Consider the following 26,144-nt stretch of genomic DNA (forward strand, 5'->3'; position numbering starts at 1 on the left):
AGTAAGTTAATCTTAGTATTGAATAGAGTAAGATTGACTATGGTCATATGAAAAGAGCATTTTTAAGAAATGCTTTCATATGGCTTTTTTTTGTGTAATTTTTTATGGTAGGAGGGATTATATTTAAAATAAGGAGTCCAACAACAAAACAAATTAAATGAAATTTACAAACAAAGGAGAAAACAAATGAATAAGAAAAAACGTCAAGCAATCTCGCTAGTGGGTGTATTCACAGTGATGATTGCTCTTTTTATTACTCCGATTACAGCTCTTGCGGCAACTGTTAATTATGAAAAAATAGGAGATTACATCTCAACTTGGCATATTGCATCTTTAGGTGGTTTACACTGGACAGACAATGGTGTGCATATGATCAAAGCAGATAATCAACCTGCTTTTTGTATTGAACATGGTGTTCTATTGGATGGTGGTTCAGGATTTGAACCATCTGAATTAAACGGTACTGAGAAAGAACGTCTATCCTTGATTTCCTATTACGGCTATCAAATTAACCCGACAATGGAAAATTATGGAATTACCCAAAACATCATCTGGGAAGAATTTGGTGATACTTTATTAACCACTCAACTTCCAAACTATGAAACTCGCAAAAATGAAATTCTAACAAACGTAGCTAATCATAAAATTAAGCCAAGTTTTGCGAATCAGAACATAACATTAAATGTAGGGGATTCTGTTACGCTCATAGATACAAATAATGTCTTATCAAAATATGACAATCTTTTAGAAAACTCCGCAAACCTACAAGTTGAAAAAAATGGAAATAAACTGAAATTAACCGCTACGGCTGATTCTAAAGAGTCTGGTAAGTTGCAATACAGTATGGTGCCAAAAGATCAAGTGGGTCAAAGTTTCGTCTACAAGAAACCTGGTGAACAGACTGTCGCCACATTTAAATTATCCAATGCTGGAGAAATGAATCTGAATATTAAAGTGAATCTAAATGGTAATGTCAAACTGAAAAAAGTAGATGAAGATACTGGAAAAGCTGTACCTAATACCAAAATGAAATTTGAATATAACGGACAAACAAAAGAGATTGTCACTGATACGAACGGTTTGGCGCATATTGATGGAGTAAAAGCAGGCACAAAAATAAAAATTACGGAGGTCACTGCTAGTAATGGGTTTGTGAATAAAGGTGAATTAAAGGAAATCACGATTGAACCAAACAAAACAATCGAAGTGATTTTTGGAAATAAAGCCCAACAAGGGTTATTAAAATTAAAAAAGACAGGTCAGAAAGCTACTACTGTTACTACTACTGACTCTGATTATGGGAAGCTACATGACATCATCTTTGATTATGTTCCTTTAGCTGATGTGACATTTACTATTAAAGCTCGTGAAGATATTAAAGTAGGTGATCATGTTCATGTTAAAAAAGGAAGTGTTGTAGCGACTGTTAAAACAGATGCGAATGGCGAACTAATCAGTATGCCTAAGCTATATCTAGGGAAATATGAAGCCATTGAAACAGCAACACCTGCTGGATACCTGATGAATACAACACCTTTACCTTTTGAATTTACCTATGAAGGACAAAATGTGGAGCTGGTTTCTCAATCACTTGAAGCAAAGAATGACTTTCAACAGCTAAAGATCACTGTTCATAAAAATGAAGAACAAATTCAGGGCTGGAAGGCAAATATGCCAGTACTAGAAGAGGTGAAAGCGAATGACAAAGTATTTGGCTTATTTACGGACCAAGAATATCCAATGACCGATAAAACGACTGTGCCAGCTGATGCTTTATTAGCGTTTGGAACAGTTAATGAAGGGGAACTTGTTTTTCCTAATCTACAACTAATGGAAGGAACGTACTACATTCGAGAATTGGATGCTGGAGAAAACCATGATATTGATTTGACCCATCATGAATTTGAGTTTAAAGCAACGGATCATGAGACAGAAAAAGTCATTGAACTCTATGCACCTAAAGACAATCAAGAGGATGAATCACTGCCGCTGTTAAATAAACTTCATTTTAATCAGTTTTCATTAAAGAAAATAAATGAAGAAGCAACGTTAGAAGAAAAAAGCGGCTATGATTTTACCTTAACTGGAAATGGCGAGGGTGCTATTTTCACCATAGAGACGGAAGACAAAGAAGTGATTCAAACAGTCACAGTCAATAAGGATTCTTTGGCTACGTTCACGAATGTACCTGTCGGAACGTTCTATTTGAAAGAGAAGCAACCATCTTCTGAGAATTACGTAGGTTCTTCTGAAACCTATAAAATTATCTCTACACTAAAAGGCGTTCAAGCCTATGATAGTAAAGGTCAACTTCTTGGTGAAACAATGAATGAAGAAACAAGTGAAGAAGAGGAAAGTATCGAGCAGACCGAAGAATCAGATTCTAAGAAACCTACCACAGATGAGCCGATCATATTACTAGAGCTAAAAAACCATTTGGTTAAAGGGAATGCAGAGTTAACGAAAAAAGATATATCGAATGGAAAAACTCTGCCAAATACTGGTATCCGTATTCTTGACAAAGATAAAAAAGTAGTGATTGAAGGAAAAACAGATACCCAAGGTCAATTCACCTTTGAAAAATTACCAAAAGGCACATACTATTTCCAAGAATTTGAAGCCCCTACTGGTTATCAATTAGACGAAACACCGATTCAATTTGAAATCAAAGAAGATGGCGAGGTAGTCAAATGTACCATGACCAATCAACTTACTCCAACTGAAAAAGGAAATTTGCCACAAACAGGTGAAAAAACATCCATTTTAGGAATCGCGCTGGGAAGTTTGTTACTGGTTGGTATTGCTAGCTATTACTTTTATGAAAAGAAAAAACAGGGAAATAAAACAAAATAAGAATGAAAGAAGGAATCAATTATGTCAAATCGTGTCACGAGTATTGCTTTAAAGGAACAACAACTTGGTACTAAAATCAAAGCTACAGTGAAAGAAGAACGAGAAATTTATATCGAAGGAAAACGAGTACCTTGTCGCATTTTTACTGCTTCATCTGCACTGCATCCAGATTTTGAAATCATCGTGCCAAATCTAAGAAACTCACAGCGCTTTGATGGAAGAAAAGAAGTGGAGTTGAAGGATGCTACGTTAGTTCCTAGTGCCAAACGAAATAATATTGGAACTGCCAGTCGATCGTTAGAATTACAAGTTTTTGCCAAGCAATTAATCACACTAAACTAGAAAAGAGGAAAAATAAATGAGTTTAAAATTTGAAGAAAACACGATTAAGGATTTTGATATTAAGAAAACATTTGGAACCTGTTATTATTTAAGCACTCAATCGATCTATGAAAATGATAGTGAAGGGAACCGAACAGAAATGGTAAGAGAGCAGCGAGTGACAGTTTATTCCGAAGCAAAAAATGACCAAATTGATATTGCATTGCCAGAAACAACGGATTTAGCTTCTTTTTCTTATGATGATGAAATTGAACTAACAGGTGAAGTGACTGCGTTAGCGTGGCTCTCTTCTTACGCTGGGTACAATGATTCCATTCAATCAGAACAAGCCTTTAAAATTCGAGCAGGTGGGATTAAAAAGGTAGCGGCACTTCATAAGAAACCTGAAAAGCAAAAGCCTACAGGCACTTCACAAGGATGATAACGGATGAAATTTCTAAACTATAGAGGTATCAGAATCCGTCCGTATCACTTGAATCTGTACCGTTATTACTTGTTGGGTATGTGGTCTCCAGCGCTTTTTGCTAGTGCTGCATATGGCTATTTCAAACTATACCCATTTGTAACTAAATTTTCTGAAAAACAATCAATAGATTATGCTGCTCTCCTTCTTCCAATTGGAGGGCTTTTTTTATTGCTCATACTCCCATTGTTTATCTGTTTATGGGGGAGAAGGCATTCTTTTCTTAAAGGAGGCTTCTTTTATCGAGCTTATCAACGTCAGATGTTAGCACGGATGTTAAAAAGTAATGGCTTGTATGATAAAAAAAAACGAAAATCAAACCAAAGAACCACAGAAAAGATGATTTTCCCTAAAGTCTATTATCGGAATACCAAGGAAATTCTTTATTTAACCGTTCCAACAGATGGAATGAAGTGGCATGATCGTTTTGAAAAAATTGCGAAAACTTTTGAAGAAATGTATATTGCTGATTTTATCAATGTACAGAAAGAAATGGGCTTTACAACCTATTCCTTGATGATTGATGTCATTAGTAAACGAATTAACATTTCAGATTGTGTTGTCACAAATGGTCAAGTCAAATTGATGGATGGTGTGGTTTGGGATTATGCAGAAGTGCCACATATGTTGATTACAGGAGGCACAGGTGGGGGCAAGACCTACCTGATTTTGACATTGATTCAGGCGTTAGTAAAGGTGGGAACCGTTGATATTTGCGATCCAAAAGAAGCCGATTTAAAGGATTTACAAGACCTTAAATTATTCAAGGGGCATATCTTTACTGGCACAAAATGGATCACTCGTTGTTTAAAAAATGCTGTGGCAGAAATGAATCGCCGTTATGTTTACATGAAACTTCTTCCAACCTATACAACAGGTAAGAACTTTGCTTATTATGATATTCCACCTTATTTCATTATCGTTGATGAGTGGGCGGCGTTTTTTGGAACCTTAAATTATAAAGAACAAGATGAAATTTTAGGGTATGTAAAAGAATTAGTATTGAAAGCTCGTCAAGCAGGTATCTTCTTAATTCTTGCAACACAACGACCTGATGCAGAGAACTTTGGTGGAGGGATTCGAGATAATATTCTATTTCGAGTGAGTGTTGGAAAGCTTCAAGAACAAGGCTATTATATGACTTTTGGATCGGATCAAAAAAATAAGGCGTTCATCAATAAGGCAATAAAAGGAAGAGGATATGTGGATGATGGTTCAGCTGTCCCAAGAGAATTCTATGCTCCATTTGTTCCTAAAGGCTATAACTTTTTAAAAGAATTTGAAAAGATTGAATCGATGAAACTATTAGATACCAGAGAGGTTGATCCGACTGAGGAGGAGATTGAAGAAGCGCAAGAATCCTTTGAGGTAAAGAACTCAGAGTAACTACCTAAAAGTATATTGAGAAACAGTAACTAATAAAGTATATGGGAAACCAACACATTTCAATGAAAAAAGGGAAAGGAAAAGAAGTGTGTTTCGTTTTCCTTTTTTCGTTGCCTCAGCGGATGGAAGGAGCTGATATGGACTACTTCGTCTATGAACAAGGTTTCCTTGTGAAAGCCACTCGTCTTAACGGGTGGCGGTAGAACGAAAAGGAACAGGCAGGTGTCCTGTCTGTGACTGTGTAGCGGTTAGGGCGAGCAGCGCTCGCTCTAACTTGTTACCCCCGCTTAATAACATGGGGGTAACTTTTTAAAAATGAGAACTCAGAATCGTCAGAAATCCTTATATCTCCTAGCTTGAATAGACATTTAAACGTGTGAACGATTTGGATTGATTTTGTGAACATATAAGAAAGGTAAGAGGCTAAAAATGACCAATCAAGAAATTAGACAATTACGCAATCGACTAGGGTTATCCCAACAGCAATTTGCAGACAAGATTCACTGGAGTAAATCTTATTTATCTATGATTGAAACAGGGAAACGCACCATCACCAAAACTGCTATTGAACGAATCAACCAAACATTTTGTTTAGAAGGTGGGATTCTTCCAATGCAGGCGAAAATTGATTTTCTTCGGATTCGATTTAAGATTCATGCCCCAGATCAAGTCATTGAAAAGGTATTACGAATGAATCCAGATGTATTTATTTATAAAAATTATGGGTTTAACTACTATACAGAAACCTATTGTTTTAGTGAAATATTTGTGTTCGCTAATCCTGAAAACTTAGACATGGGTGTCATGATTGAATTACGAGGTCGAGGGTGTCGTGAGTATGAGCTAGTGTTGGAAGAGCAACAAGAAACATGGACAGAGTTCTTTTGGCGACTATATGAAACGAATCTTTTTGATAATCATCGGATGATTGATACAAAAATCACTAGAATAGATTTGGCACTGGATGAGCAGGTTTCGTTGCTATATCCAAGCTATGATTTATTTGAACTGAAAGAAAAATACGAGCAGGGATTAGTTGACACAACGTTTCGTAATTTTGATTTTACTGGCGGAATTGTTGTGAAAAATGGGCAATGTTTAAATAAAGGTCTATCTCTATATTTTGGATCACGTCAGTCACCATTCTACTTAAATTTCTATCAAAAAGATTACGAACTAGCGAAAAAAGAAGAAATATCTGTCGAGATGGCTCGCCAAAAGTATGGCATTAAGAATCGTTATGAGATTCGATTAGCAGATGAAAAAGCTTATCTCTTTGTCGAATATTTATTATCTACTGGTGAAACATTAGAGTGGGTAGTCAAAGAACTAATTGATACTGCAATCAAAGTTTACGACTGTGATGAAGCTGGGTTGCGTACTCAATACAGCGCCAACTGGCGAATGGTCATTGAAAGTATGCAAGAACTGAAACTGACCATGAAAGGAGAGAAGCCGAGTTATGAAAAGTCATTACGTTGGCTCTCCAATTATCTTGCCCCAACGTTAAAGAAAATTTGGATTATGGATCAAACGTTTGGCACGGATGAATTAATGACTCGGATTAAACAAGCAGAATTGAAAGAAAAAGACCAAGAGGAGTTGGCAAAGCTAACCACAACGATTAAAGAGTTATTAGTACAAGAAGAGGAAGAGGCAGTATCTTCTAAAACTGTATCCGTTACACAACAAGAAGTGGAACAGCTACTAGCCCAATTTTTATTTGAATAAGAGGTGAATGAAATGATTGAATTATATATTGAAAATCTTCACGCCAATAAAGGACGGTGGTTTGAATTACCCATTGACTGGGAAGAAGTGAAAGAGAAAATCGGTTTAGATGATGGGCAAGAACACTTAATAACAGACTATATGGCACCCTTCACCCTTTCTCATTATGAAAATTTTAACGAAATGAATGAAGTCGCCGAACAACTAGATGAACATAATGGGCACCCTGCAATTAACTATTTAGGTGAACTTGTTGACTATGGATTTTTCAATGATATTTTAGATGCTTTTGAACAGATTGATGAAATTCAAATCTACTCTGATTGTTATTCTTACAAAGACTATGCCGAACAGCTAATGGATGATCTTGGCTATCTCTCTGGTGTACCAGATATTATCAAATGGAATATTGACTATGAAGGGATCGGAGAGGAGTTACGTCAGGACGGGAGGCTCTATCAAGCAAGTGACAATACCATTATTGAGGTTATGACATGAACCAGAAGCAATTAGCTGAGGAATTGAAACGTTATGGATTTATTTGCTTGGAAGGGGAAATCCCTGAGCGACAAGTCCGACAATTTCTTACCGTTAAGAAATTGACGCAACGAGAGAATTTAGTGTTTCAGCCTAAAAGGGAGCTTTGCTTTGAACGAATGTTGTCAAAGAATACGAGTCTCTATATTGAAGGACTAGAGCGCTTTAGTGAGACTGGTTTACATCGTGGTTTTTCCTACGATTTTTACAAAGCAACCTATTTATTTAGCTCCCAGCCCAGCCGTTTAAAAATTTATGGGACGCAGCTTTCTACGAGAGAACTTCTTTATTTATTAAAGGGGTTCTCTTTTTTACATTAAAAAAACAAGGAGTGACACCGTGAACTTTATAAAAGATAGAAAACAACCAAAACCAGTTGTTCCAAAAGAAGAAAAAGCAGCGAGTATCCGTACCGTTCGTCTAAGTGTTCTGATCCTGACACTTTTTTTAATAGTAAGTGGTCCAATTGCGTTGTTTCAGTCTTCCAAGATGCAAGGAAGGATAAAAAATGAACAAGCAGCATTATCACAAACCATTCAAGAAGAACTGTCGAAAAATACGAGTACGCCTGTTGCATCTGAATTATACAAGCAGTTCTTACATCCATTTATCACTACCTATATCTCGATTCCATCAGATCAAAAAGCTTTTGAGGAGAGGCTTAATACGTTACAAAACACCTATTTCAACTTTGAGCTGGAAGAAGAGAAAAATACTGGGCTTGAGAGGAAATTACTATCTGCTGATTTTTATGATTTGGTGAGTGAACAGGGACAAATGATCGCAAAATACAGGATTACTTACGAAATTACCACACCTGTCACAAAAGAACGAGAAGTGAAGAAAAAAGAAGGAGACAACGTAGTAAACGTCAAAGAAAAATACATCGATTATGAGAAAAGTGAAGTAAAAACGTTACTCAATATTCCTTTTGTTCAATTAGACAATCAATCATTTAAAGTCACTGCGTATCCCTATTTTTCAATGGAGCCTTCGTTAACATCTGGAAAAGCACTTCAACCAACAATCGATCGTTCTCAGTACCAGCGACTAGAGAACAAAGAGGAAAAGGCGATTACTAGTTTTGTACAAGCCTTTCTTGAAAAGTATGTTTCAGATTCGATAGAGGACATGAGCTTTTTGATGAAAGAACCAGAGTTATTGACTGGCGATTATCAAATTGGAGACGTGACGATTGAACCCTTAATAAAAGAAAAGCAGATTGTCGTCTTTATTACGTTCAAACTAGTGGATGGACAGACAAAAAGTAGCCATATAGAAACGATGACATTAGGACTGAAACACCGAGATAACACCTATTTTATTGAAAAACTACAACATTATCTAGGAGGAATTTAAATGAATCAACTCTATTCTAAAAAGCAGCTTCTAACAATGAAACTCTCCGTTATTTGTAATGCGATTTTCTTATTCTTTTCAATTTCGCCCTCGGCTTATGCCGATGCGAATGCAAAAGAAGCCAGCAATTACATTTTAAATGATTGGATTGCACCGATTTTCGGTGTCGTTGTTGTCTATTTAGTCATTAAAGAATTTATGAATTCAAAGTGGATACAAGGCTTTGCGATTCTGTTTTTTGGTGGCATTATTTATGCCGTGATTAAAGACCCAGCCAGTGTTCTAAATTCATTGTCTAATCTAAAAAGTTATTTTGGGTTATAGCCATGAACAGAGAAAAACAGATTTTGGATTATCGTGAGCCGTTTAATGCCCCATATATGATTCGAGAAATTGCGAAAAATGTCAATTTACCGTTCGTGGTCTATGCGCAAGATTTTACTGTCGCTACTGTTAGTTTTGCGCTGGTTTTCAGCTGCTTATTACTTTTGTTTGGAATGAACCAGTTGGTGATTATGGTCTCTATTGCGATTCCTTATGGGCTGGTTCAATTGTTTAATCGTGTAGAACCAGATGGCAAACGAGCCGATATCTTCTTAAAAGATTACATGAGCTATTTGGTGACGTATGTCATGAAGCATCAGGTATTATACCATGAGCAGTTTCAAACAATGAAACGAGAAAAAGTTATTTATCACCGTTGTATGGTGAGCCAATTGATGATAAAGGAGGAAAAGATACCAATGAGTACCTTAACCGTTGATCAAGTGAAACAGGAGATAAAAGAAGCCATTGTTCCAGAACTCATCCATGAATTTGAGTCGATACAGACTAGAGAAGAAGGATTCTATGAATTATTTGAAACAGATGATGAGGTATTGCTTATGAAAAAGACCCTTCATCGGCACTATACAGATGGATTGCTTCCACTGACGGAGGTGCCTAAGTTGAAAGACCAATACCAACCATTAATCAAACAGTCCATACGGAAACGCATTACTCGATTATTATAAAAGGAGGAAAAGTATGAGATTAAAACAACCCTTTCATAAAGTGTACCGCAATGTGTTGATTACGACAGAAAATGAAGTGTGGGCATATTTTACATGTCCAAGTGAGTATGTCATTGGTCAAAACAAAGAGGTGCAAGAAAAACATAAGCGAAAATGGCAGCAGTTTCTTCAAAGTTTGCGGCGTTTTGAAGATTTTGAGTTATTTCTCAATCCTCATTCATATAATCTCAATGAACGATTGTCTGCTTTTTCTAAAAGCTTTGATGAACAAGCCAAAGAAATGGGTGATACCTTAATTGATCGCACTTTGTCTGAATTAGAAAGTCAGCTGCGAGTGATTACAACGGAGAAATTTTATATTGGTGTGAAATTGTCTAGTCTGTCGTCTGCTACGTCTCTTAAAGGTAAAGCAATGGAGCTGGTGGATTATTATGCAGGTAAACTGTTAGCGATTACGCAGTACCACATGACTGTTGATGAGGATTTTTGGGCACGCTATCGCATCATTGAAGCGGAAGCTTTTCAGCTAGTCGGGGCGATCAATGGTCGAAGATTAACTGAAAAAGAAGTGTTACAAGTCTGTCGCTATCCGTATGTTCGTGGAATGGAGACTTCTTTTGATAGTGATTTTATTGAAAGAGAGGGGTATTCACTAACTGATACGATTCTTGATCCTACGGAAGAACAAGGCTTGTTGAAGTTACGAAGTTTAGAAGGAAGCAGCTACATTGCGCTATTGCCAATTCATAAATTTGCGCCGAATTTGGCATTTAATCATGTGGCAGAGCTCGTTCAAAGCCTTCCTTTTCCAGTAGAGTTCCGATTGAAAGCACATTTTGAGCCTTTGAAAGGAGGCAAAGGATTAAAAGGAAAATCTTCTAGGGCATCCAAACGCTTAAAAAATAGTGCCAAAGAAACCCTATCCATGGGGGATGCTGAAATGAAATCCAGTCGATTCAATCGGTATGCTCTGACTGATTTAAATAATAAAATTGATTTACGAGTCCCGGTCGTTAAATGGTTGGGGCTTTTTGGTGTCTTTGGACAAACGCCAGAAGAGTGTCGCAGCCGAATTCGTACAGTACTTTCTCTCTGTCAGTCTCGTAATGTGGATATTGTCAAAGGACTGGCTGACCAAGTCTTTCTATTTCACCAATTTTTGTCTGGAAATAAATTAGGACCCGAAAAAAATTGGATTCATTATACCACAGTAGAGGGGATTAGTGAATTAATGTTAGGAGTAGAAAATAGAATTGGTGACAATGTAGGTATCCCAATTGGCATGATTTCAGAATTGAAAAACACACGAAATTTAACGCCTAAAGAAATTGCGAAAACCAGTCGAAAGCCAGTATTCTTTAATCCTTCTATTGGCAATCAAAGTGATATTACTGATAAGAAGGCGAATAGTCCGCACATTGCCATTACAGGACCCACAGGAAATGGAAAATCTTATTTGGCTAAGTTTGTGTTCTTTCTCTCTGTATTGATGAAAGGAAAAGGACTCTATGTTGACCCAAAATCTGAATTCTTTGATTGGATCATGGAAGTGATCAATGACCCAGTGTACCAGAAAAAGTATCCTGAAACGTGTACCTTTGTTCAGAAGCATTTCCATCAAGTCCGACTTGATCCAGATAAAGAGAGTAATAAAGGCGTTCTTGATCCTATTTGTTTTATTCCTAATCGAGTTGCGGCAAAAGATATGGCACAAGACTTATTTGAAGAACTGTACGACTTTACTAGTGCCAGAGAGAAAAAATCTCGTCTAGCTATGTTAGAAGGCATCGAAGTCGTCTTAAAGAAACGAGATCATGGAGAACGAGTCGGGCTTCTTGATGTGGTTGATTTCATGTTAGAAAATACCAATGAGGAAGTCCGAGATACGGCTAATTTGATTAAAAAATCTGTTCAAGGGTCTATTTTAGAATTGGCATTTAGTTATGGTGAAAATGAGGGATTGAACTTGCATAACAAAGTGACTGTACTTGAAGTGTTAGGACTAGAAATGCCGAGAGCAGAAACCTTAAGTAGTGATTACAGTGCCACCCAAAGAAAATCAATCATGTTAATGATGTGTATTGGAAAGTTCTGTGAGCTGTTTGGTTTGCGAGACCGAGAAGAAAGCACCGTGGTACTTTTTGATGAAAGCTGGATTTTTAACATGTCAAAAAATGGGCGAGCGATTATTAAAGCTATGCGCCGAGTCGGTCGAAGCTTTAACAATACCTTGATTATTGTGACACAGTCTGTAAAAGACACCGCAGAAGAAGACGACACAGGGAACTTTGGGCGTATCTTTGCTTATGATGATAAGGATGAACGAGAAGAGATTCTTCGTCATTTAGGGTTAGAAGTAAGTGAGGAGAACATCGAGTGGTTGAAGAGTTTACCTAAGTACCATTGTCTTTATTTAGATTTAAGAGGACGTGTTGGGAAAATGTTGGTCTATTGTCCCTATGAAGAATTGCATCAAATGTTACAAACCGTGAAGAAAAATTCAAGTGCAGACGTGGAAACTGCCTTTAGTGCATAGAAGGGAGCGAGTCTATTGTTAAAAGATGTATTTGATATTGATTCCTTCCAGTCTTTCTTTGAAAAAGGCGGCTGGTTTAGTATTAACGAGAATTTACAAAGTGTTCTAAACGCTTTAATTAACCTTGCTTTTGGGCTGATTAAGTACATGGTTCTTGCGCTTGATTATGTCATTGATAAATTGTTTAGTTTAAATCTTTTGGAAGGAATACTGCCAGATTTATTTTCTACAGCTGGTTCTATCTATAACCAATTATTTAGCGTGCTAGGTATCTTACTTTTCACCTTTGTGATTGTTATATCAGTGAAGGACTTTTTTGAAAAAGGGATTAGTAAAGCCTTGATTCGATTTGGTGTCTTTACATTGATTTATGCTGGAAGCATGGCATTCTTTTCAGACGGTGCAGCCAAAGTGCAAGAGGTCAATACGATTTCACAGAACGTTCAAGGGCAATTAGTAGACTTAACGAGCGGTAGCCTAAACAGCAGTAATCAAAGTACGACAGAAAAACTGATTGGTGGTGGACAGCAACTAGATGGTATCAGCAATATTCGTAATCTGATTTTTGATGAATTTATAATTATGCCTTATGCATTAATCAATTTTGGAAAAACTGACATTACAAAGGAACAATTTGAGCTGTATTTAGTCAAAAAAGGAGAAGCCTTTGATAAAGCGAAAACGAAAGAAATTGAGAAAAAAATCAAACAAGATTCTGATAAAAACTCTTACCTCACTTCGGATCGTATGACGGAAAAAGTCGCTGTATTATTGAATACCTTTGTGATGCTACTCGTGATAGGGATTGCGGTATTACTAATAGGTGTGGCCAATATTTTGATTCAACTATTGATTTACGGGATTATTTTTCTCTTTCCATCCCTACTCTTTTTGGCATTGATTCCTAATATGCATCATTTGTTAAAAAATGGATTTATGATGCTGGGGACATTGTTTGCCTCAAAGGTTGGGATAGGGTTTGGTTTTGGGTTGCTCTTTTCCATTATTAACCTATTGGATTCTTTTTTTGTCGTGACAAATATTATTACCATGTTAGTGGGGCTATTTGTCAAAGTTTTACTGGGTCTATTTATCTGGAAAAATAAAGGACAGATTGTTCGTTCTTTGACAAAAGGGAAAACAGATTTACGAGATTTTACTTTTCCTAAAAGTATTGCTAGTAAACGGCAACGAGAGAGAAAACAACAAGAAGATCAACAGGATCGATTGGCAGAACAAGTGTATAAGACCCAAACTGCAGAAAATGATTATCTTCGTTCAGGAGTAGAGTTAGATCGTGCATACCGACAGAATGATTTCCAAGATAACTTATTGGTTCAATCAGGAAATGAAGCTTCTTCTCCTGAATCAGTTTCATTTGATACAGAAGCGACAGAACCTATATCTGAATCAGTGAACGACCCAATTAATACAAGAGAATCAAGTAATCCTGATAGTGAAGAAGAGGTACTTTCTTATAGTGAATCCGAATTCGAGACGGTGTCAATGTCACCAAGTGAAAAGCAAGAAGCGTTCTTACCAGTGGAGGAAATGGATAATGGGCTTCTTTACCAGCAACCTAGTTCTGAGGAAGCCGAGCAGTATCGGATAGACCAAACCGAAGAAAATAGAGATGATCAAATTGAACCGTCTCGTTTTACTTCTGAATCTCAGCACCAACCAGTACCTATAGAACCAGAAGAAGCCAAGCAATTAGCAAAAGAAATGGGTGATCTCAGACAAGAAAACTATGAGGACGTAGAAGTCAGTGAGGAAGCAGCCTATGAAGTTATCTAAGAGTATGCCGCTATTTTTACTTGGCTTCTTTTTTGTTTTTATTTTATTGATTGGTGGAGCAAATTCATCGACTAGTGGTACTGGTACGAAAGAGGAACAAAATCTTCCAGAAGCGGTGCTTCGTTGGAAAGAAAAAGTAACAAAAGAAGCGGTTAAAAATGAGATACCCGAAGCTGTGCCTTATCTATTAGGCATTATCATGGTAGAATCAGGTGGGAATTCTGAAAAGTATCCCGATATCATGCAGTGTAGTGAAAGCCAAGGAAGACCACCAAATTCCATAACAGACCCCGATGAATCAATAGAAGTCGGGGTTAAATATTTTGCGGAGATGTGGAAAGGACATCGGGAGTATGATGTTTTAAACATTGTGCAGGCATACAATTTCGGAGGTGGCTTTTTGGGTCATTCTGGCAAAAACTATTCATTGGAGAGTGCCATCCAGTTTTCCAAGAATCAAGCACACGGACAGACAGTTACCTATACAAATCCAGTGGCAGTTGGCTTAGGGTATGATTATCGCTATGCGTATGGCAACATGTTTTATAGTCAAATTGTGAAGCAATATATCTTTTCTAATTCTAGTAATACTGGCACTGGTGGAAATTCCGAGATTGCGAAAATTGCATCAGATGAACTAGGAGAAGGCATTCATGAAGGTGGCGAAAAATATTGGAGCTGGTATGGTTTTAACAGTCGTGTGGAATGGTGTGCCACCTTTGTTTCTTATGTAGCTGAAAAAGCAAATGTAAAGATGGAACGATTTGCCTATTGTCCAACTGGAATAAACAATTTTAAAGCGAATAACCAATGGCAAAATGGCGGTGTAGAACCGGGAAGTGGAGCCATTATTTTCTTTGATTGGGATGGTGATGGGGTCAGTGATCATGTTGGGATTGTGGAGAAGTTTGAAAATAATACTGTCCATACAATTGAGGGGAATTCTGGAGATATTATTGCTAAGAGAACTTATGAGAAGGATAGTCGCTATATCTGGGGCTATGGAACTCCATAGGTATTCTAAAAGCTCATTTATTTAGTGATTTTTCAAAAACCAAGATTATTTTTTTAAACGACCATTGACAACTAAGCGCTTCCAATATATACTTAAGTCATAGAAAATGAAATATCTTTAGGATTGTAACTGTTCAGCAGGCAAGACCTATAATACAAAGAAGAACACTTTTGTGGTTTCTGCTCTGTATTATATTGGTCTTTTTTCTTTTCCCTAAAAGGAGGTGCTAATTGTTGAAAATAAAGAAAATATACAATAACAATATTATTTTGGCAGAAGATGTGGGACAGCTAGAGCATATCGTTTTAGGTAAAGGAATTGCTTTTAATAAAAAAAGAGGTGATGTGATAGAAAAAGCGAAAATAGAGAAATTATTTGTAATTAAATCCGATCAAACGATGAATCAGTTTATACAGTTATTAAATGAAGTTCCTGTTAATCAACTTGAACTAACAAATAAAATTGTTAATTCTGCTGAAAAAGAATTACAAACAAAATTTAATGATATTATTTATATTGGTTTAACAGATCATATTAATTATGCCATTGATAGATTTAAAAATTCTGTTCCAGTTAATAATGCCCTGCTATGGGAAATTAAAAGATTTTATCCCAAAGAATTTCAAGCCGCCATGCATTCACTTGAACTAATCAAATATTATGAAAACATCCTGCTTCCTGAAGATGAAGCTGGATTCATAGCTCTTCACTTTGTTAATGCTCAGTATGACAATGAGGAAATGACACGTACAATTTTCACAACAGAGTTTATACAGGATACTGTAGAGATACTTGAATCCCATTTTAAAATCCAAATTGAAACAAATTCATTAAACTTCGGAAGGTTTCTTACCCATTTAAAATTTTTTATAAACAGAATTTTAGATAATGAGTTAGAAGAAGAAAGTGATGACCCATATATATATGAACAAGTAAAGAAAAAATATTCAGAAGTTAGTAGTTGTGTCGATGATATCGCTGAGTATACTCAAAAAAAATTTCATCAGCCTGTTACTGTTGACGAAAAAATGTATCTTACATTACACATACAACGACTAATAAAATAGCATAACTTATACAGGATTGTAACTGTTCAGCAGGCAACACCTGAATCAAGATGGTAAGGTAGAAATCTACATCATTGCCACTGATTTGGTGTTGTTTTTTTATATGAAAGGAGAACTCTCTAATGGGAAAATACAAAGAACTATCAGAATTCATTATTAAAAATGTTGGCGGAAAGAAAAATATTAATAAGTTAACACATTGTGTCACTCGATTAAGATTTAACTTAAATGATAACTCTCTTATTAATGAAGAAGCATTACTGAAACATTCTGGTATCGTCACAGTTCAAAATGCTGGTGGGAAATTTCAAGTCGTAGTTGGAACGCATGTAGCTGATGTTTACAGCGAAATACTGGAATTAACAGGTATTTCTAACAACAATGAAGAGGACAATGAAGAAAAAAAAGGTGGACTCAATAAACTTATTGATATCATCACAAAAGTTATTACCCCAGTAATTAGTCTGTTGGTAGCCGGTGGATTAATTCAAGGAATCACTGCTATCTTGATTGCAAGTAATCTTTTATCACAAGAAGATGGTGCCTACTTTATATTAAGAGCTATGGGGCAAGCAGTCTTTTATTTCTTTCCAATTATTTTAGGTTATACCAGTGCAAAAACATTCAAAATGAGTCCTTTTGTAGGCATGATTTTAGGTGCTGCACTGGTTATGCCAGAATTATTACCAAATTTAACCGAAGGTGATTCCTTATATACCCTTTTTTCAGGTACTATCCTAGAGTCATCAATCTATAAAACATTCTTTGGTATTCCTATTATGTTCCCTGAACACGGATATACTACAACAGTTATTCCAATTATTTTTTCAACTTTCTTTGCTTCAAAAGTTGAACATTTCTTTAAAAAAAGAATCTCACCATTAATGGCTCATGATTTGGTTCCTTTTTTAACTATATTTATTTCAGTTCCTATAACTATATTAGTCATCGGTCCAATTACAAATATTGCCAGCCTACTTATTGAAACTGGAGTAACAGGATTAAATAACTTTTCTCCAATATTAACAGCCATTGTCGTGGCACTGATCTATCAACCATTAGTAGTCTTAGGTCTTCATTGGCCATTAATTACAATAGCTATTACAAATCTTGCGAACACTGGTAGTGATTATCTTATGGCAACTTGGTTCCCAGCTTCTTTTGCTCAAATGGCTGTAGTTCTAGCTGTCATGATACGAACAAAATCTCTCCAAAGAAAAGCTATGGGCGTTCCAGCATTGATCTCTTGTGTCTTTTGTATTATTGAGCCAGCTATTTATGGATTCACATTACCAATTGTTAAAAGGTTTGCTTATTCCATGATTGGAGCAACTATTGGTGGCGTGATTATAACCCTATTCTCTGCAGATATGTTTGCTTTCTCATTCGGATTTTTGGGTTTTGCTAGTTTCATTAATCCTAATAATGGAAATATTTCAGGAGTGTTTATCAGTCTAATAGCGGTAGCAATATCAATGTTAGTTTCATTTGCACTCACGTACTTTACTTTTAATGAAGATCCTGCCGATGAAAAAGAAATAATGGCTAAATCTACAAAAAATTATAAAGATTATGAAGTGAACTCTCCACTAAAAGGAACGGTATCATCATTAACTAATGCTATAGACGATGTATTTTCAAATGAGTCTATGGGAAAAGGCATATTAATTTATCCATCAGAAGGAAAAATCTACGCCCCTTTTAATGGTACTCTGACGACAATGTTCCCTACAGGTCATGCATTGGGAATCACCAGTTCTGACAAAAATATAGAATTATTAATCCATGTTGGTGTAGACACAGTGGAATTAGACGGTAAATACTTCCACCCCAAGTTCAAACAAGGAGATATTGTTAAGCAAGGAGATATTTTACTCGAATTTGATATAGATTTAATATCAAAAGCTGGATATCAAACGGAGACAGCAATTATTGTAACAAATTCATCCGATTACTTAGATGTTATAGAAACAGATAACTTAAGTGCCGATGAATTATCACCATTGTTAACTCTTATTCCTTTTAAAGAAAAAGGAAAAGAATTTATAAAAACCAATATCAGGGAGGAAATTGTTTCATGAAAAATTTAGAATTAGAAAAGAAAATTAGAGGATTATTAATAGGAGGTGCTGTCGGCGATGCAATGGGTATGCCAACTGAATGTTGGTCTCAAAACCAAATTAGAGCAGCATTCCCTAATGGTTTATCTACTTTTATTGATAGCGATGAGACTGATGTTCTGGGAAGAACAATGAAAGCTGGTTCTGTAACAGATGACACCATAAATACAGTAATGATTTTAAATTCTATTGTTGAACAAAATGGGCACTTAACAGCTGAACACTATGTTAATAAACTAAAAGAATGGAATGACCATTCAGGTGTTTCAGAATATGTTTCTGGTCCATCTACCTTAAAAGCACTTAAAAAAATTGAAAATGGGATTCCTTTAGAAAAAACAGGTAGAGAAGGTACTACAAATGGGGCATCAATGAGAATTGCACCGATTGGTATTGTATCTGACTACAAAAAAATGGATGAATTAGTAGAAAAAGTCTATCAAATTTGCCTACCCACACATAACACAACCATTGCTATATCTGGTGCAAGTGCGGTGGCTGCATGTGTGAGCTATGTGTTAAGCGGAGGTACAAGTGTTGATGATATCTGGGATATTGCCTTTAAAGCCGTTGATGCCAGTAAGCATAAGGGGTGGGATTACCCTAGTTCTTCATTAAAATTCAGAATGGAATACGCTAAAAATATTGTTCGAAATGAGAAAAAAGAAGACGCTATTAAAATGATCTATGAGCAATTAGGAACAAGCGTTGAAACAATTGAAACAATCCCAGCAGTTTTTGCAGTAATTGATTTAGCTCAAGGTAATCCGATGGAGGCTGCAAAAATCAGTGCTAATATTGGTTGGGATACTGATACAATTGGAGCAATTAGTGCTGGAATTTGTGGTGGAATGCAACCTGAATTCGATGAAAAAACTATCAATTTACTAGAAACTGTCAATGAGCTAAATTTTGAAGAGTTAACAAAAAATATTCTACCTTATTCACCTTATTTTCAATCCTAAATTTAGCTGAAATTCTTCAAAATAATAATTTATTTCGACACTTTTAGTTTCAAAAGTGACCCTCCCTCCTATTTATCTTTTAGGAGGGATTTTTATGTTAAGCATACAAGAAGAAAAAGAGTGTATCTACCAATTAATGAGAGAATTAATCGCAGAAAGGAGAGATATTAGTAAACAATACTCTGAATTAAAACAGCGCTTGGATGAATTAAATTCAGTAGAGCAATCACCTGATAAAGTTTCGTCTGGAGACAAAAAAGTAATTTCAGTATTCGAGCAAGAAAAAATAAAAAATAAGGACTATTTGTTTAAAAAAAATAAAACACAGCATCATATTTCCTTTGATCGTGTATCTAAAAATATATTATCCATTTTAAAGCAAAGTCCAGTACCGCTAAGTAATCAACAACTATTGGAAAAATTAAATACGGAATATGAATTGTGTGTTTCTTATAAGAACTTAACTTGCAACATTTTACCCAAAATGCTAAAAGAGCGGTCTTTGCCTATTGAACGTGCTTACCGTGGTTATTGGCAATATCACCTGTCCCCAATATAGGAGGTGCTTGCGATATGAAAACAGAAATGGACATCACTTATATCTTTATTCGTTATGTTACTGTTACCTTAAAACGTCAAGCAAATGCCTTTTATAAACAACAGGGTAAAATATTTTCTCATGAATCTAAGGAATTAACAGAGTTCAATCAAAATGAGCAATCAGGAGAACTATGGTTTAATGAAAGGGGACTTACTCCCGAAGAAGTTTTTGAAATGAATTTTGAGAATGAACAACTTCGATTAAGTTTTTCATGTCTGACCAATGAAGAATTTTTCATTCTCAATGAAAAGTTTCTAAAAAAACTTTCAGATGCAGAAATTGGAAAAAAACTGCATGTAAGTAGTCAAATGATCTCTAAAAAAAAGCGAAAAGCTTTTGGAAAGCTAAAAGAATTTCTTTTGCTTTAAAGATAACTGTTCGTAATAAATCACCACCAAAAAAAGTTTGAAGACGCAAACTTAATGATTTAGGTGGAGGTATTATGACAGTCAATTTAGTTCCTCTTCTTCAAAAAGCACAAGCTGGAGATGAAGAGGCATTGCTCGAACTATTCCTTTCTTTTGAGCCGTCCATTATTAATCATTCACGGCGTTACTCAAAACAAGTGAACAAGGATTGTTATCAAGAACTAGCTACTCAATTTATTGTGGCGGTACAGTCATTTGATCTTGATAAATATTTAAATGAATAATTAAAAAAACAGATATTTTGAAATTTTATGGTTTCAAAATATCTGTTTTTTCCTATTCACTTATAAAGTTACTTTCCCTTTTTTTTAGCAGCTAATTCAATCCAATTTCCTAAATTGTCATATCCATTATTAGAAACATAATCATATGTTCCATCAACAATTTCATTCAGCCATAATAATGAACCGTCCCTTTTATTACCAACAATTTTTATTAATGATTGATTGCTTGTTGTCATTTGGTTGAAATCTTTAATATTACCAATCTTAACCGCAATAATGGCGTTTCCTCTCTTGTAACTTTGTTCAATTTCGTATTTTACATACTTTCTATCTAATGTTTCTGCACCTATTAACACTACAGTCACTGAGGTTCCTATAAGCTGATCATCTATCCATTTTTTTATTGCTGAGTCACCATTTCTTTTGATTTTTTCAAATTCTGCTTTGTCAATAAAACCTGCATTTTCTTTTCCTTTTAACGTCCAACTGTTCCTTACAACCATTGATCTTGAGATATCACTATCATAATGAAAACTGAAAAAGACTCTTCTTGCCATTTTTAACTCCTCCTAAACTTTAATTAGATATTTTTTATAATTTTTTGAATAGCATCAACTAATTCATTCTCATTCGTATTTGTTTCAAGAACTTCTAATTGTTCTTGAAGATAAGGGTATTGAGCAATGTTTTGCTTAACTTCATCAAACACTATCTTTGCAGCGTTACCTGTAGATCCGATTGGAATTATTATCTTATTCATTCTTTTTGCTATTTCAAACTCTTCAATCAATCCATTTGCAATTTGAGTATTACCATCTTGGTCTTTTTTATTTCCAAAGATGAAAATGGCTATACCAACATCCCTAATAATTTCTTCCCTATACCTTGTCCATTTTTCACTTAAAATTTCTCCTTGATTAATTTCTTGTGGGAAAGGGCGTAAAACGAGGTGTTCATCAATATGTCGATATTTTGTAGTATAGATTTCATCTAATGCTCCATTAATAATATTGGAGCCAACACCTAAGCCAAATCCAGAATATACTTTATAATTTAGCTGTACTAATTTCTTTGATAATTTATAACCAAAGTCTTTCACTTTTTCATTTGTCCAAATATCATTGTATTCTTCAATACTTCCTGAAATAAAGACGTTGTTTTTTAGATATACATTCTCTAACTCTGTAAGGATTTCTGTAATTTCATCATACGATTTAATCAGAACAGTATTTATGCCATAACGTTGTAGCTCATTAATTTTAAGATTCTGTTTTATACAATCAATTCTATACCGTTCTTTAACTAACTCTTTTTCATCTGGTTTCAAATTAGTATAATCAGGTTCCTCGATCTGTTTTTCTAACCAATAGTTCTCACCTATTTCTTCTTCTAATATATTTCGTGTACGAGATAAAATATTGTCTAAATTAGGGTCTTCAAAACTAAATCCGATAAATAGGAATGTTTTTGCAACCAAATCTCCTTGTAAAACAGTAGTAAATAATGGTCTTTTCAAATTGTATATTTCATAATCTTGTTTAGTTAACACGGCATCTTTAGGAAAATCAACATCACCATGCATTTTATAGACGATAGCATCTCTATCTCGCTTATGAAAGTTCAACTGGTCTTGGCTAATTTTTACGTCAGCTAATCTATTGTTTTTCTCTAAACCTTTTTCTATTAATTTATCATAATTAGTTGTCCAATATGTGTAGATAGGTAATCTAGTAACAATATCGATATTTTCGTTAAATTTCTTATTTTCAGAGAATTGATTCACAATTTCTTGATTAATCGAAGCTCTAGTACCTTTTTCATTTCTATAATATTGCGCTAACCTTGCAAGATCATGTTCTTCATCAATATTAAGTTCTAAATCGTTTGCAAACGGTTTTAATAATGTTTTCCAATCAACATATCCTGATGACATGGAAAGACCTGCACCAGCAAATATGGCAGCATAACCTTCATTAACAGCTTTACTGTATACCCTTAGAAAAGATTCTTTACTTGTAATTGCCATAATGCTATCCTCCCTTCAAATTATTTTTTTCTACATAAATCAAACTGGTTTGTATTTTTGCTCTTTTCAAATGCGTTCTCTATATAGTAGTTTGGATCTTCAAAAAATTTATCTTCATTGACTAAAGATATATATGAACCATCTAAAAAATTTACGGTTTTACATTCCTCACAGATATATTCTTGAGGAGTTTTATTAAATCTGTTATTGGTAATAATATTGTATAAGTACTGATTATCCGTACTTGTTGATTTATGACCGTCTGGATTTGTTTTAGAGGGACGTAGCCAAGCATAATCACCATTATATTTCATGACTACACCAACTACACCATTTGTTCCTGATGTTTTATCTCCTCGTTTAATTTGTTTTAGTGAGTACTCAATTTCCCAGTCTATCCAGGCACTATCTTTCATATTTGGAGAAATTAAAACAATGGTCACTGAAGTTGAATAAATCATATCTTTAAGCTTCTCTTTGATGTATTCGGTTGATTTATCTGACATATCTGGAGAATCACTAGTTTCTCCTTGATAGTAAGAAGCATCGTCTCCTAAAGTTTCCAAAATATCATCTCTTAATTTTTTTGCCTCTGAATACTTGTACGAAATAAACGTTTTTCTTGCCATAATAATCCACCTTTCTTTCTACTCGTAAATCAATAATCTTACTTAAAATTATATAGAAGAATTGATTACAAGTAAACAAGCGTATTCTTACATCATTCTTATAATACGCTGTTTATGCCAAAGAAAACACTTTAGAATTTTATGGTTTCAAAATGTCTGCCTCTGTCTATTTATCTAGTGAAGGCAAAATAATGCCAATCGTTCCTTGAAAATTGAATAATGTACTTTTAAATTACGTTTTCTGTTGCCAGAGCTACAGCATAACTACGCCAAGACTTTAGTGAGCGATCTATAGTTAATGCAGGATTTGATTTAGGCAATTAAATTGCAATGATGGTGACAGAATATAATGATACTTCCGCAAGGCTCCCGTAGACTGAGGAGAGGTGAAATTCCTATGTGCTTTACCTAAAGCGATTTAAAAGTGGGAGGTTTGGACTCTTTCCAAACAATATTCGTTTAAAGCGAGGCGAAAAAATTATGCAATCATGTTTTGAAGCTATGGTAAATTGTAAAGAATTAGTTGAGTTAGGATTTAAACCATATCAGGCAAAACAAATTATACGAGAATGTAAAGAGTATTTAGCTCAAGTAGAAGGAATAGATTTTTACTATAATCGTCAAGTTAGCGTTGTACCAGCGAGAGTTGTTGAAAAATTATTCAATATACAAGTGTCAGGATAAGTATTATAATGAGGTCAGGCTCATTATTCTCTATCCTAACGAGGAGAATATATGGTAAAAATTAACAATATATATCAAGACAAGAAAACAAAAAAATGGTTTTTCCGTGCATATCTAGGAACAGATATGGATGGTAAAAAAATCCAAAAAACAAAAAGAGGGTATGGATCGCAAAGAGAAGCTAAGAGAGGTTATGACCAATACATGCTTACTCATGGATTTCATCAAACCTTAACCTCACATCTAAGTTCTGCTAGTCAAATGACTTTTGAAGAATTCTACCGAATACGTTTTGTTAATTGGTATGAAAAGCAAGTAAAAAGTCAAACATTCGAGAACGCTCAGTTCATTTTTGAAAAGAAAATGGAGTATTTCTATCGAATGCGAATAAGAGATATTAATAGTCAGGATGTTGAGGATTGGATGCATGAATTAAGCCAAACAGCGACCAGAAATTCTAGGAAACAAGAAGAAATCACAACATTGTCTAAAACATATATTAATCGCATTCTAGGACATTTGAGAATCATTTTGAATCGAGCTGTTAAAGAGGGGTTGATTGAGCGAAATCCAGTAGATAGCGTGTCTTATTTTCCAAAAGAAACTAAGAAAGTTGAATTTTGGGAAATTGAAGAATTTCAAAAAGTGATGGCTATGATTCCTGAAAATTCTATTCAGAACCAGCATAGAAAAATCATATATGAGATTCTCTTCTATACTGGGTTACGCATTGGAGAACTTCAAGCTTTGTCTTGGAAAAATGTTAACTTTGAGAAAAATCAGATAACAGTTGAGAAGACACTTATCTATCAAGGCAAAAACGATTGGTACTTTTCTACACCTAAAACCAATAAGTCTTATCGAACGATTAGTATTGGTAAGACTCTCAGTAAAAGATTGAAGAAATGGAAAGAATTACAAAGAATGATTGGGAACTTTGAATACATGTCTCAATTAGATGGAACTTTTACGCCATCCTATTCGTTTTCTAATTGGTTAAAGGATTCTGCAAGAAAAGCTGGTGTCAATCCAATTAAGCTTCATGCTTTACGACATTCTCATGTGGCATTGTTAATCGAGCAGAATATCCAACCTCTAGTGATTCAAGAAAGATTAGGGCATGCGAATATACAGATTACTCTGGGAACGTATGGGCATCTATATGCGAAGTCTGATAGCCAAGTTGTTGATGTGCTGGACAGGATAATCTGAATAAAGTACTCTCAAAAATAGTAAAAGTAAATCACTTGTTCTGAGTTTTCCATTTTTCTACCAAGGCTTTTAAGAATACTGACATATCAACTGTCTTTACCCGTTATTTCCTGTTTAAGATGTATCGGAAATAAGACTAAAAAGAGTAAAAGCGACGATTTCGTCGCTTTTATGTTTTACTAAAGAAAAATATAAAGTTGCTTAGCAAAATCAATCTACTTGAACTATTTTTGTAAAAAATGGATGAATGATAAACAATAGCTTGTACTTCTTTAGAGAATAGGATAGGATTTAAATAACAGAGTGCTTCGAACTGATACTAACTAAAACTATTTTTTTGTGGAGGAAGGGGTTGGATGAGATGTCAGATATTTATAAGGAGATCAATGCCAACTACGAAAGATTATCAGAGACTGAACAAGAAGTTATTGACTTTATTTTAAAGTTTGAAGATATTGGCAGACTTAAAATGAAAGATATAAGAGATAAGCTGTACGTCTCAAATTCTACGATCATGAGAGCCTGTAAAAAGCTGAATTACGCGACCTTTAATGAATTGAAGTATGCATTTGTAAGATCAGCCGAGGAAAAAAACAAGAAATCTCCAGTAGAGACGGATCTTTTTCAAATTATAGCTGGCATAAAGAAAGATACACTGACAACTTTAGAACTTGTCGATGAAAAGGAAATTGATTTGATTTGTGATTGTCTGCTTCAATCACGTAGAATTTTCTGTGTCGGCAGTGGCTCTAGTTCGCAAGTAGCTGCTGAATTTAACCGTAAATTAAAACTTATTGATTTATGGACGAATGATTATTCAGACAAATTTTCAATTGAACGGATACCACAAATTAGTACAGCTCAGGATGTTGTCGTTGTTTTTTCATTAAGCGGAGAAGTCAGTGAAATCAACGAAATCATGATACGGGCAAAAAGTAATGGCACGAAAATTATTGCTGTGACTAATATGTCGGTTAATCAATTAAAATCATTAAGCACTTATTCCTTATTAACCTACAGTAGTCCTAGTAATCGCAAAAAACTTCGCTCCAGATTAATGTTGTATGTAATGAGTACCTTGATTTATGAAAAATTAATCACGAAAATACCTAGCTTTGAGTAAAAAAGTACTCAAATAGGTATTTTTTTTCGTTTA

Annotated in this window: 25 protein-coding genes; 22 read left to right on the top strand and 3 right to left on the bottom strand. The window is 34.9% G+C overall.

Annotated elements, in window-relative coordinates; all coding sequences use genetic code 11:
* Positions 1-186 precede the first annotated feature (186 nt).
* The 19 genes from ABH902_RS03385 to ABH902_RS03475 all read left to right on the top strand — a co-directional run bounded on the left by ABH902_RS03385 (position 187) and on the right by ABH902_RS03475 (position 20,437).
* The gene (locus ABH902_RS03385) at positions 187-2,853 is read left to right on the top strand and encodes a SpaA isopeptide-forming pilin-related protein (protein ID WP_404589184.1); all 2,667 of its coding nucleotides are present in this window, start codon (positions 187-189) and stop codon (positions 2,851-2,853) included.
* A 21-nt stretch (positions 2,854-2,874) separates the two neighbouring features.
* The gene (locus ABH902_RS03390; protein ID WP_369964530.1) at positions 2,875-3,195 is read left to right on the top strand and encodes a hypothetical protein; all 321 of its coding nucleotides are present in this window, start codon (positions 2,875-2,877) and stop codon (positions 3,193-3,195) included.
* Between the two features lie 16 nt (positions 3,196-3,211).
* Complete coding sequence (locus ABH902_RS03395; RefSeq protein WP_369964531.1) at positions 3,212-3,616, top strand: DUF961 family protein; 405 nt, start codon at positions 3,212-3,214, stop codon at positions 3,614-3,616.
* 81 nt (positions 3,617-3,697) lie between these two features.
* Entirely contained in the window at positions 3,698-5,044 is a 1,347-nt protein-coding gene (locus ABH902_RS03400) for an FtsK/SpoIIIE domain-containing protein (RefSeq protein WP_379946910.1), read from the top strand.
* A gap of 429 nt (positions 5,045-5,473) precedes the next feature.
* Entirely contained in the window at positions 5,474-6,775 is a 1,302-nt protein-coding gene (locus ABH902_RS03405) for a replication initiation factor domain-containing protein (protein WP_369964533.1), read from the top strand.
* Between the two features lie 12 nt (positions 6,776-6,787).
* Positions 6,788-7,273: an antirestriction protein ArdA gene (locus ABH902_RS03410; protein WP_369964534.1), complete on the top strand. Its 486-nt coding sequence runs from the start codon at positions 6,788-6,790 to the stop codon at positions 7,271-7,273.
* A complete protein-coding gene (locus ABH902_RS03415; RefSeq protein WP_369964535.1) occupies positions 7,270-7,632 on the top strand; it encodes a hypothetical protein in 363 nt (120 codons plus the stop codon). The genes ABH902_RS03410 and ABH902_RS03415 overlap by 4 nt, the downstream gene beginning before the upstream one ends.
* A gap of 19 nt (positions 7,633-7,651) precedes the next feature.
* Positions 7,652-8,671 (top strand): conjugal transfer protein, encoded by a 1,020-nt coding sequence (locus tag ABH902_RS03420; RefSeq protein ID WP_369964536.1) that lies wholly within the window; start codon positions 7,652-7,654, stop codon positions 8,669-8,671.
* Positions 8,672-8,995: a TcpD family membrane protein gene (locus ABH902_RS03425; RefSeq protein WP_369964537.1), complete on the top strand. Its 324-nt coding sequence runs from the start codon at positions 8,672-8,674 to the stop codon at positions 8,993-8,995.
* Positions 8,996-8,997: 2 nt separating this feature from the next.
* Positions 8,998-9,684 (top strand): TcpE family conjugal transfer membrane protein, encoded by a 687-nt coding sequence (locus ABH902_RS03430; RefSeq protein WP_369964538.1) that lies wholly within the window; start codon positions 8,998-9,000, stop codon positions 9,682-9,684.
* A gap of 13 nt (positions 9,685-9,697) precedes the next feature.
* Positions 9,698-12,220 carry an ATP-binding protein gene (locus ABH902_RS03435; protein WP_369964539.1) on the top strand — a complete coding sequence of 841 codons (2,523 nt, stop codon included), beginning with the start codon at positions 9,698-9,700 and terminating at the stop codon, positions 12,218-12,220.
* A gap of 15 nt (positions 12,221-12,235) precedes the next feature.
* The gene (locus ABH902_RS03440) at positions 12,236-14,017 is read left to right on the top strand and encodes a CD3337/EF1877 family mobilome membrane protein (protein ID WP_369964540.1); all 1,782 of its coding nucleotides are present in this window, start codon (positions 12,236-12,238) and stop codon (positions 14,015-14,017) included.
* A complete protein-coding gene (locus ABH902_RS03445) occupies positions 14,004-15,032 on the top strand; it encodes a lysozyme family protein (protein ID WP_369964541.1) in 1,029 nt (342 codons plus the stop codon). Before ABH902_RS03440 ends, ABH902_RS03445 begins: the two co-directional genes overlap by 14 nt.
* 233 nt (positions 15,033-15,265) lie before the next feature.
* The gene (licT, locus tag ABH902_RS03450; protein WP_404589185.1) at positions 15,266-16,099 is read left to right on the top strand and encodes a BglG family transcription antiterminator LicT; all 834 of its coding nucleotides are present in this window, start codon (positions 15,266-15,268) and stop codon (positions 16,097-16,099) included.
* Between the two features lie 122 nt (positions 16,100-16,221).
* Positions 16,222-18,180, top strand: coding sequence for a beta-glucoside-specific PTS transporter subunit IIABC (locus ABH902_RS03455; RefSeq protein WP_261998620.1), 1,959 nt, complete (start codon positions 16,222-16,224; stop codon positions 18,178-18,180).
* Positions 18,177-19,184 carry an ADP-ribosylglycohydrolase family protein gene (locus ABH902_RS03460; protein WP_369964544.1) on the top strand — a complete coding sequence of 336 codons (1,008 nt, stop codon included), beginning with the start codon at positions 18,177-18,179 and terminating at the stop codon, positions 19,182-19,184. Before ABH902_RS03455 ends, ABH902_RS03460 begins: the two co-directional genes overlap by 4 nt.
* Positions 19,185-19,278: 94 nt before the next feature.
* Positions 19,279-19,743: a hypothetical protein gene (locus ABH902_RS03465; RefSeq protein WP_261998618.1), complete on the top strand. Its 465-nt coding sequence runs from the start codon at positions 19,279-19,281 to the stop codon at positions 19,741-19,743.
* 14 nt (positions 19,744-19,757) lie between these two features.
* The gene (locus ABH902_RS03470) at positions 19,758-20,153 is read left to right on the top strand and encodes a sigma-70 family RNA polymerase sigma factor (RefSeq protein WP_261998617.1); all 396 of its coding nucleotides are present in this window, start codon (positions 19,758-19,760) and stop codon (positions 20,151-20,153) included.
* A gap of 74 nt (positions 20,154-20,227) precedes the next feature.
* Positions 20,228-20,437, top strand: a complete 210-nt coding sequence (locus ABH902_RS03475; RefSeq protein WP_261998616.1) for a helix-turn-helix domain-containing protein — start codon at positions 20,228-20,230, stop codon at positions 20,435-20,437.
* A gap of 68 nt (positions 20,438-20,505) precedes the next feature.
* Here the strand turns inward: ABH902_RS03475 and ABH902_RS03480 are convergent, their stop codons facing one another.
* The 3 genes from ABH902_RS03480 to ABH902_RS03490 are packed head-to-tail and all read right to left on the bottom strand — an operon-like array spanning position 20,506 to position 23,092.
* On the bottom strand, positions 20,506-20,994 hold the full coding sequence (locus ABH902_RS03480; RefSeq protein ID WP_369964546.1) for a TIR domain-containing protein: 489 nt from the start codon (positions 20,992-20,994) through the stop codon (positions 20,506-20,508).
* Positions 20,995-21,017: 23 nt separating this feature from the next.
* Entirely contained in the window at positions 21,018-22,463 is a 1,446-nt protein-coding gene (locus ABH902_RS03485) for an SIR2 family protein (protein WP_261998614.1), read from the bottom strand.
* Positions 22,464-22,483: 20 nt separating this feature from the next.
* Complete coding sequence (locus ABH902_RS03490) at positions 22,484-23,092, bottom strand: TIR domain-containing protein (RefSeq protein ID WP_379946669.1); 609 nt, start codon at positions 23,090-23,092, stop codon at positions 22,484-22,486.
* A gap of 399 nt (positions 23,093-23,491) precedes the next feature.
* Between ABH902_RS03490 and ABH902_RS03495 the strand changes: the two genes are divergently transcribed.
* The 3 genes from ABH902_RS03495 (at position 23,492) to ABH902_RS03505 (ending at position 26,111) form a co-directional block, all read left to right on the top strand.
* Positions 23,492-23,776, top strand: coding sequence for a DUF3173 family protein (locus ABH902_RS03495; RefSeq protein WP_404589186.1), 285 nt, complete (start codon positions 23,492-23,494; stop codon positions 23,774-23,776).
* Between the two features lie 51 nt (positions 23,777-23,827).
* On the top strand, positions 23,828-24,988 hold the full coding sequence (locus tag ABH902_RS03500) for a tyrosine-type recombinase/integrase (protein ID WP_369964548.1): 1,161 nt from the start codon (positions 23,828-23,830) through the stop codon (positions 24,986-24,988).
* A gap of 361 nt (positions 24,989-25,349) precedes the next feature.
* Positions 25,350-26,111: a MurR/RpiR family transcriptional regulator gene (locus ABH902_RS03505; RefSeq protein ID WP_404589204.1), complete on the top strand. Its 762-nt coding sequence runs from the start codon at positions 25,350-25,352 to the stop codon at positions 26,109-26,111.
* The last annotated feature ends 33 nt before the right edge of the window (positions 26,112-26,144 follow it).

The sequence above is a fragment of the Enterococcus sp. UD-01 genome, from assembly GCF_044909655.1.
Classification (GTDB): domain Bacteria; phylum Bacillota; class Bacilli; order Lactobacillales; family Enterococcaceae; genus Enterococcus_L.

Bases quoted from the DNA above. Each gene is read 5' to 3' on its own strand.
- ABH902_RS03385 (WP_404589184.1), top strand. From the start codon at position 187: ATGAATAAGAAAAAACGTCAAGCAATCTCGCTAGTGGGTGTATTCACA.
- ABH902_RS03390 (WP_369964530.1), top strand. From the start codon at position 2,875: ATGTCAAATCGTGTCACGAGTATTGCTTTAAAGGAACAACAACTTGGT.
- ABH902_RS03395 (WP_369964531.1), top strand. From the start codon at position 3,212: ATGAGTTTAAAATTTGAAGAAAACACGATTAAGGATTTTGATATTAAG.
- ABH902_RS03400 (WP_379946910.1), top strand. From the start codon at position 3,698: ATGTGGTCTCCAGCGCTTTTTGCTAGTGCTGCATATGGCTATTTCAAA.
- ABH902_RS03405 (WP_369964533.1), top strand. From the start codon at position 5,474: ATGACCAATCAAGAAATTAGACAATTACGCAATCGACTAGGGTTATCC.
- ABH902_RS03410 (WP_369964534.1), top strand. From the start codon at position 6,788: ATGATTGAATTATATATTGAAAATCTTCACGCCAATAAAGGACGGTGG.
- ABH902_RS03415 (WP_369964535.1), top strand. From the start codon at position 7,270: ATGAACCAGAAGCAATTAGCTGAGGAATTGAAACGTTATGGATTTATT.
- ABH902_RS03425 (WP_369964537.1), top strand. From the start codon at position 8,672: ATGAATCAACTCTATTCTAAAAAGCAGCTTCTAACAATGAAACTCTCC.
- ABH902_RS03430 (WP_369964538.1), top strand. From the start codon at position 8,998: ATGAACAGAGAAAAACAGATTTTGGATTATCGTGAGCCGTTTAATGCC.
- ABH902_RS03435 (WP_369964539.1), top strand. From the start codon at position 9,698: ATGAGATTAAAACAACCCTTTCATAAAGTGTACCGCAATGTGTTGATT.
- ABH902_RS03445 (WP_369964541.1), top strand. From the start codon at position 14,004: ATGAAGTTATCTAAGAGTATGCCGCTATTTTTACTTGGCTTCTTTTTT.
- ABH902_RS03455 (WP_261998620.1), top strand. From the start codon at position 16,222: ATGGGAAAATACAAAGAACTATCAGAATTCATTATTAAAAATGTTGGC.
- ABH902_RS03460 (WP_369964544.1), top strand. From the start codon at position 18,177: ATGAAAAATTTAGAATTAGAAAAGAAAATTAGAGGATTATTAATAGGA.
- ABH902_RS03465 (WP_261998618.1), top strand. From the start codon at position 19,279: ATGTTAAGCATACAAGAAGAAAAAGAGTGTATCTACCAATTAATGAGA.
- ABH902_RS03470 (WP_261998617.1), top strand. From the start codon at position 19,758: ATGAAAACAGAAATGGACATCACTTATATCTTTATTCGTTATGTTACT.
- ABH902_RS03475 (WP_261998616.1), top strand. From the start codon at position 20,228: ATGACAGTCAATTTAGTTCCTCTTCTTCAAAAAGCACAAGCTGGAGAT.
- ABH902_RS03480 (WP_369964546.1), bottom strand. From the start codon at position 20,994: ATGGCAAGAAGAGTCTTTTTCAGTTTTCATTATGATAGTGATATCTCA.
- ABH902_RS03485 (WP_261998614.1), bottom strand. From the start codon at position 22,463: ATGGCAATTACAAGTAAAGAATCTTTTCTAAGGGTATACAGTAAAGCT.
- ABH902_RS03490 (WP_379946669.1), bottom strand. From the start codon at position 23,092: ATGGCAAGAAAAACGTTTATTTCGTACAAGTATTCAGAGGCAAAAAAA.
- ABH902_RS03500 (WP_369964548.1), top strand. From the start codon at position 23,828: ATGGTAAAAATTAACAATATATATCAAGACAAGAAAACAAAAAAATGG.
- ABH902_RS03505 (WP_404589204.1), top strand. From the start codon at position 25,350: ATGTCAGATATTTATAAGGAGATCAATGCCAACTACGAAAGATTATCA.